This is a genomic window from Sulfurovum sp., assembly GCF_049668085.1.
In the GTDB taxonomy this organism is placed as follows: domain Bacteria; phylum Campylobacterota; class Campylobacteria; order Campylobacterales; family Sulfurovaceae; genus Sulfurovum.
Genome location: NZ_JBATIY010000055.1, coordinates 1 through 6,275, shown reverse-complemented (window position 1 = coordinate 6,275; position 6,275 = coordinate 1). Strand labels below are relative to the sequence as shown.

Here is a 6,275-nt window from a genome sequence, read left to right as displayed (position 1 = left end):
CAATATTACTGAACTCTATCAGATATTTAAAGGTTTTTTATCTAAGAAAGATGCTATTGCATTTACGGATGAACTGCAAATGAAAAATGCTATTATGTTGCCAATGTATAATTTTGATAAGCGTGAAATCATCGGATACGTCTGTTTTTTCTTTCAATCCGATGTTCAAGTCGATATGAAAAAACTTGAAGCAATAAAAACGTCGTTTCAAATCATACTGCAACCGCTTTACGATAGAGAAAACAACACATTCTTCACCAAATGTGTGCGTATAGATGAAGATATGCAACTTCTGACACCACAAGAAAAGAAAATAGTAAAAAAGATGTTAGAGGGGTTGTCTTATCCTGAAATTTCTGCGATATTGGGTATATCGATCAATACACTTAAAACACATATGAAAAATATTTTTAATAAATATAATGTAAACTCAAAAATCGAGCTTTATAATAAACTGAATGCTTCTGTACAGTAGATAAAAGGTTATCTACGACCTCCACCGCCGTGTCCACCATGACTACCGCCACTACTACCCTGTCCACCACCGTAACCACTGCCCATTGATCCACCCACACCTGCACCGCTTCCATAACCACCTACAAAGTTACTCTGTGCTGAACCATCATTAAATTTAAATTTGAATCTGGATTTATTGTCATATTCATAGCTCTCAGATTTATTCTTTGCAACAGATTTATCTTTTGATCCTATTCCATTAGAACGATACTCATCCTTAAAAACAAAGCGTGACACTTTTTTAGTCTTTTTCTTCTGCTCTGATTCAGGTTTTACGAGTGCTTTTTTCTCTCCTGCCTGCTGAAGAATATTACCCAGTCCACTTTCTTCTGCATGTAGTGACATGGTGCCAAATATGCAAAGAGTCGAAATAATATATTTATACCTCATATTGACACCTTTCTAAATTATTTTACCAATTATAGTAGAAAAGTATGAAAAAAGTATGAAGTAGTATTTCCCCTAGTATGTTATAATAAAAGAACTATCAGGAGTGTGTATGAAAATTTTACTATTGGAAGATGACATAGGTTTAGGTGATATTATGTCTGAGTACCTTCAAGACAATGATTTTAAAGTGGATCATGTTTATGATGGTGAAGAAGCATTGGACAAAGCTTATGAAACGAAGTATGACTTGTATATTTTTGATGTGAATGTTCCAGCGATAAAAGGTTTTGATCTATTGAAAATGTTGCGAGACAATGGAGATTCTACACCTACAATTTTTGTAACATCGCTGAATGATATCGATGATGTATCAAAAGGTTTTGAAAGTGGAGCCGATGATTATCTCAAAAAACCTTTTGAACTTGCCGAACTTCTTTTACGTATTAAAAATATCCAAAAACGTTCCTTTACACAACAACGTTCTACTGTTATACAAATAGACAAAGATATCACTTTTGACATAGACACAGAACTCTTACAAACGGCTAAAGAGAGTGTCTCATTACCACAAAAAGAACTTAAATTACTCAAACATTTTTTGAAACATCCTAATGAGATCATTACATTTGACAGTCTTTATGAAGTACTCTGGGATTATGATGAAACACCTTCATCAGAATCACTAAGAGCACATATAAAGAACCTAAGAAAGCATCTTACTAAAGACATGATACAAAACCTCAGAGGTCTTGGATACAGGTTTGAAATGAAAGCTTCCAGCTAATGCGAGCGAGTACTAAAAGTGTTATTATATTCATGGTTGTTTATCTGGGATCTCTCAGTATTTTGGCTTCCTGGGTAGCTTATCTTTATTACGAAGATCAAAAAAATTCTTTGCTCGAAAAAGCACATTTGGAAATGCGATATAAGGCTATGAGTATCAATGCCAAATTAGAATACTACCATACACATCAAAGTGAACAATTCACTTTTTATGAAGATGGATATGATATTGCACTCTATGATAATCAGCGAAACCTTATTGCTTCAACTTTTATAGATCACACTATAGACTTCAGTAAACTCTTTTACAATGATGAGATAGATTATTATCTTGTTGAAACACTGCATAAAGAATATCTTGACGTAAAATATATAATCATTAAAAAAGTAATTGATGTAGATAAATTAAACGGCATCATTAAAGAGATGGGTCTTGTAGCACTTTACAGTTTTTCCTTTATACTCTTCGTTGCCCTGCTTTTATCTAAGATCATGTTATCACCTATTAAAAAGTCCATCACTTCTCTGACAAAATTCATGAAAGATGCAACACATGAGATGAATACGCCAATCAGCACAATACTTATGAGTTATGAGCATATGGATAAGGGCAATCTCAGTACAAAGCAACTTCGTTCACTTGATCGTATCGATATAGCCACCAAAACACTCTCCAGCCTATACAGAGATCTCTCATTTGCTTCTTTTCATGACTATATACAGTATGAAGATACGCCTATAGATGTCAAAGAGGTCATACTTGAAAGAGTAAAATATATGGATACGCTCATACAGTTTAAAGAGTTACATATTACTACTACATTGGTAGATAAAACGATCAATATGGATAAACGTAAATTGATATTGATCATAGACAACCTTCTCTCAAATGCAATAAAGTTTTCTAAGAAAGATGGTCATATAGAAGTGAAATTGACAGAGCAGTATTTTTCTGTGAAAGATAATGGTATAGGTATTTCAAAAGAAGATCAACAAAGTATCTTTAAGCGCTTTAAATCTACTAACAGTTTGCATGGTGGTTTTGGTGTGGGACTGGATATAGTAAATCAGATATGTAAAGAGTATCATATACAGATCGAACTTGACTCAGAGCCTTCCAAAGGGAGTGAATTTAAATTGATCTGGTCAAATAATAAGAAAAATAACTAGAATATACTACTTTAGGGTGATGTAATTAGTGCATAATTTTGATATAATTTTAAACATTTAATTATAAAGGTTATCAATGCGTTTAATAAAAATTATGTTGCCTGTAGTTGCAACAGGACTTCTTATGGCAGGATCTGCTGAATCAATATATCAGACAAAGTGTGCAAGTTGTCATGGTAAGCATGCAGAAAAAAAAGCTTTGGGACACTCAAATGTCATTCAAGGTATAGATGTAGAAAAATTTGTAACACTTACAAAAGAATTTGCTACAGGTGAGAAAAAAGGGATGCCTATCGCTAAAATTGTTAAAAAACAATTTATAGACAGATACAATGATGAAGAGATACGTGAAGTTGCAGAGTATGTCCACAACCTTAAATAAACGATAGTGGTCTCAGACCACTATCCTCTCAATCTACTTTACGCCCTGCATGGTAGTTGATCTTCCATCCATCCTCTTCTTTTGAAAAGTAGAGTTTTTTACTTTTTCCATCTTCTGTATAGTCAATGGTTTGTCGTTCTGTACCATTCCACTTTTGGGATAGTATCTCTATTTTAGGAGAAAGGTTTCTTGATATAAGCTCAACTGAAAGTTTATTTTCTACTTCATCTAATGCATCAGTATCTTCTTGTACCTTTTTCAACTGTGCCTTAAACTCTGGATCTCTTAATGATAATCTTAAGCCAAACGTCTCAAGAGTCATAGTGTAAGACTCTTGGGTCATCAACTCTTTGACTGCACATAGATCACCACTGTACAGTGAAGTATAATAAAGATTCAATATATCACTGGGATCCAATAGTAAATAAGGCATAAATCTACTTTCTGACATCTCTAATTACTATGCTCTTGCGATAGCAGTTTGAAAAGCATCTAAGTGGCTTAAACTACCTTCTAAAAGATTATGATAGACAGACACTACATCTTCTGGCATACCTACAGAAGCATGTTCAAGGTCTTCAATATCTGTAACTTCTATCAGCTCACCGATCTTAAGTGCATCAAGCAGTGACTTTTGACCTTCACTTACACAAGTATCATAAAGTTCTTGTAATACAGGCAGTACAAAGTTTCCAACAGAATCTTCATCTACACCTTCTGTACTCACACCATATTTCTCACAAAGTCCTCTTGCAGAATCTATGTGTCTCTGCTCTGAAAGCTGAATCGAAGCAAAAGTATTCTCATTCGTATAAATATTCCCTAATGTAATATACACATCTCTAGCCACTTTTTCTTCCTGATAAATATAAAATAACATATCTTTTTGCTCTTCAGTCAGAACTGTCGTTGTTTCAGTATCATTAGCGTACGTCGCAGTTGAAAGTAATGCAACTCCACTTAAACTACTCACTAGCATTTTAGACAAAAAGTTTCTTCGGCTGTTTGTATTATTATTCATTGTTAATCCTTTTAGAATGTTTTATAATTACAAGAGAAGTATAAGATATAAGTGTGAAAGGAGTGTGAAGAGTGACATTCACACTTGATTTAATTATGATAGATCAGATCATCCATTCCAAGTTCAGATGTATTTGATTTACCCATGACTGCCAGTAAGGAACGAACACCATATATAAGTTCATTATGATAGTTTGCAACATGTTTACCTTTTTGAAGAACAAGATACCTGCTCCGCTTGATCGGATCCATGGTAGCCAAACCTACAGGGCAATTTCGTCCCCCTGCCCCAGAACACTCTCTAGCTCGTATACACCCAGCAGAGATCATAAATCCTCTAGCAATGTTTATAAAGTCTGCACCATAACATAATAGCTCTACTACATCATCAGGTGTCAGTACTTTTTCTGCAGCGATAATCTTGATCTCATCACGCAAACCATATTGGGTTAAAACTTCATCTACGATTCGTAATGACTCTCTTATAGGTAACCCTATCTTACTCATCATCTCAAGTGGTGCGGTAGCTGAACCACCATCACCACCATCTATAGTAAGAAAATCAGTGATACTTTTCCCCTCTTCTTTTCTCTGTTTCATCGCTTTGGCATAATCCTCAAAATCATCTTTGGTAGAGATGACTATCTTAAATCCAACAGGTTTATCTGAAAGTGCCTGCAATCTGGAAATGAAATCAAAAAAGGTTTCCATATCTTGAGCAAAAGGAAAACGGTTAGGACTTATAAGGTCTTGATGTGCAGGTATACCTCTATAGTATGCAATGTCAGCATTTACTTTTTCAGCTAAAAGTTTACCTCCAGTTTGTTTGGCTCCCTGAGCAAGTTTTATCTCCGTCATACGACAAAAGCGCATCACTTTTTTGTAACGCTCTTCATCAAATTCTCCATTGGCATCTCTAACACCATAAAGCCCACTTCCTATTTGTAAAATGATATCAGGAAGTCCCGTAGGTACCATAGGAGGAAATTGCTCTAACGGTTTTGTCCAATTAATACGGTAGTAGACCAACTTTTTGTTATCAAAGATAAAAGTTCCAATATCTTTTTGACGAATAACCATTTTTTTATATACACGTTGTGATACCTCTTTATTGGTAATAAAACGTAAAATTCTATAGACCATTCTTGCAAACCATGTGCCTTTTTTTATCTCTAAACAAGGACTGCTGCAATCTTGCAGATTAAGTGGTGCAAAGAAATTGGATGTGAGTCCACCTTCACCCGTGTTGATAGGGAACTTCCCTCTAAAAGAGCCTATAGAGAATGCACGCGTTCCTTCAGGAGAGATAGCACCATCACTCATTGCAGAACGTCCAATAATACTTTTACTGACATAGGGTATTTTTCTCTTTTCACCAAAAACCACTGATAGTTCTTTATCTACTTCATCTACCTCTTTTACAAAATTTGCATGTTTGAAAAGTATCTTTTGATTGCCATAAGGTTTGCTTGGAGAAAATGAAAGATAGGGATTCTCTTTTCTTGCAGATTTATTGATCCATTCGATCTTTTCAAATGAATCATAGAATGTTTCATCACCAAAATACTGACGCATAGGATTTCGTAACAGGTAAAAAAAGTATCTTAACCTTCCAATGAGTGGAAAATTAATGAGAAGTTGATTTTTTCTTTGGATAAATCTGTCGTAAATAGCAACTCCGATCAATACAACCAAGAGTATCATAAGCAAAAGCTTAACCCATACACTCCAGTCTAGATCAAAAATGGTAATATAGTCGAGTAAGTCTTCTTTATTCATGTTTCCCATCCTTGAAGAGTAGTCTGTCTAAACTGTATTTTCCTGCACCATAACTGGCAAATAACATCAAAAATAGCAAATAGTACAAAGGGATCTCAAATCCACTGTTTGCAGCAGAAAACCCATTAGGCAGATGAACAAAAAATATGGCTCCTAACATTACACATGAAAGCAAAATGGAGATATAACGCGTAAATAACCCTACTACTAACAATACGATCCCTACGGACTCTAT

At 34.6% G+C, this 6,275-nt stretch carries 9 protein-coding genes; 4 read left to right on the top strand and 5 right to left on the bottom strand.

Annotation, left to right across the window (positions count from 1 at the left end):
- Positions 1–475, top strand: a 475-nt coding sequence (locus WBM70_RS03605; protein WP_424557142.1) for a helix-turn-helix transcriptional regulator, incomplete at its 5' end; no start/stop codon positions are given.
- Positions 476–483: 8 nt separating this feature from the next.
- Here WBM70_RS03605 and WBM70_RS03600 read toward each other — a convergent pair.
- Positions 484–906, bottom strand: a complete 423-nt coding sequence (locus tag WBM70_RS03600; RefSeq protein WP_424557141.1) for a hypothetical protein — start codon at positions 904–906, stop codon at positions 484–486.
- A gap of 109 nt (positions 907–1,015) precedes the next feature.
- Here WBM70_RS03600 and WBM70_RS03595 point away from each other — a divergent pair, with 109 nt between their 5' ends.
- From WBM70_RS03595 to WBM70_RS03585, 3 genes are all read left to right on the top strand, one after another.
- On the top strand, positions 1,016–1,690 hold the full coding sequence (locus WBM70_RS03595; RefSeq protein ID WP_424557140.1) for a response regulator transcription factor: 675 nt from the start codon (positions 1,016–1,018) through the stop codon (positions 1,688–1,690).
- A 32-nt stretch (positions 1,691–1,722) separates the two neighbouring features.
- A complete protein-coding gene (locus tag WBM70_RS03590) occupies positions 1,723–2,859 on the top strand; it encodes a sensor histidine kinase (RefSeq protein ID WP_424557139.1) in 1,137 nt (378 codons plus the stop codon).
- A 76-nt stretch (positions 2,860–2,935) separates the two neighbouring features.
- The gene (locus WBM70_RS03585) at positions 2,936–3,241 is read left to right on the top strand and encodes a c-type cytochrome (protein ID WP_424557138.1); all 306 of its coding nucleotides are present in this window, start codon (positions 2,936–2,938) and stop codon (positions 3,239–3,241) included.
- A gap of 28 nt (positions 3,242–3,269) precedes the next feature.
- Here the strand turns inward: WBM70_RS03585 and WBM70_RS03580 are convergent, their stop codons facing one another.
- The 4 genes from WBM70_RS03580 to WBM70_RS03565 all read right to left on the bottom strand — a co-directional run.
- Positions 3,270–3,674 (bottom strand): hypothetical protein, encoded by a 405-nt coding sequence (locus WBM70_RS03580; RefSeq protein ID WP_424557137.1) that lies wholly within the window; start codon positions 3,672–3,674, stop codon positions 3,270–3,272.
- Positions 3,675–3,701: 27 nt separating this feature from the next.
- Positions 3,702–4,262, bottom strand: coding sequence for a DUF2202 domain-containing protein (locus WBM70_RS03575; protein WP_424557136.1), 561 nt, complete (start codon positions 4,260–4,262; stop codon positions 3,702–3,704).
- Between the two features lie 89 nt (positions 4,263–4,351).
- Positions 4,352–6,040, bottom strand: coding sequence for a glutamate synthase-related protein (locus WBM70_RS03570; protein WP_424557135.1), 1,689 nt, complete (start codon positions 6,038–6,040; stop codon positions 4,352–4,354).
- Positions 6,033–6,275: DoxX family protein (locus WBM70_RS03565; RefSeq protein ID WP_424557134.1), on the bottom strand; the 243-nt coding region annotated here is incomplete at its 5' end. The genes WBM70_RS03565 and WBM70_RS03570, both read right to left, overlap by 8 nt.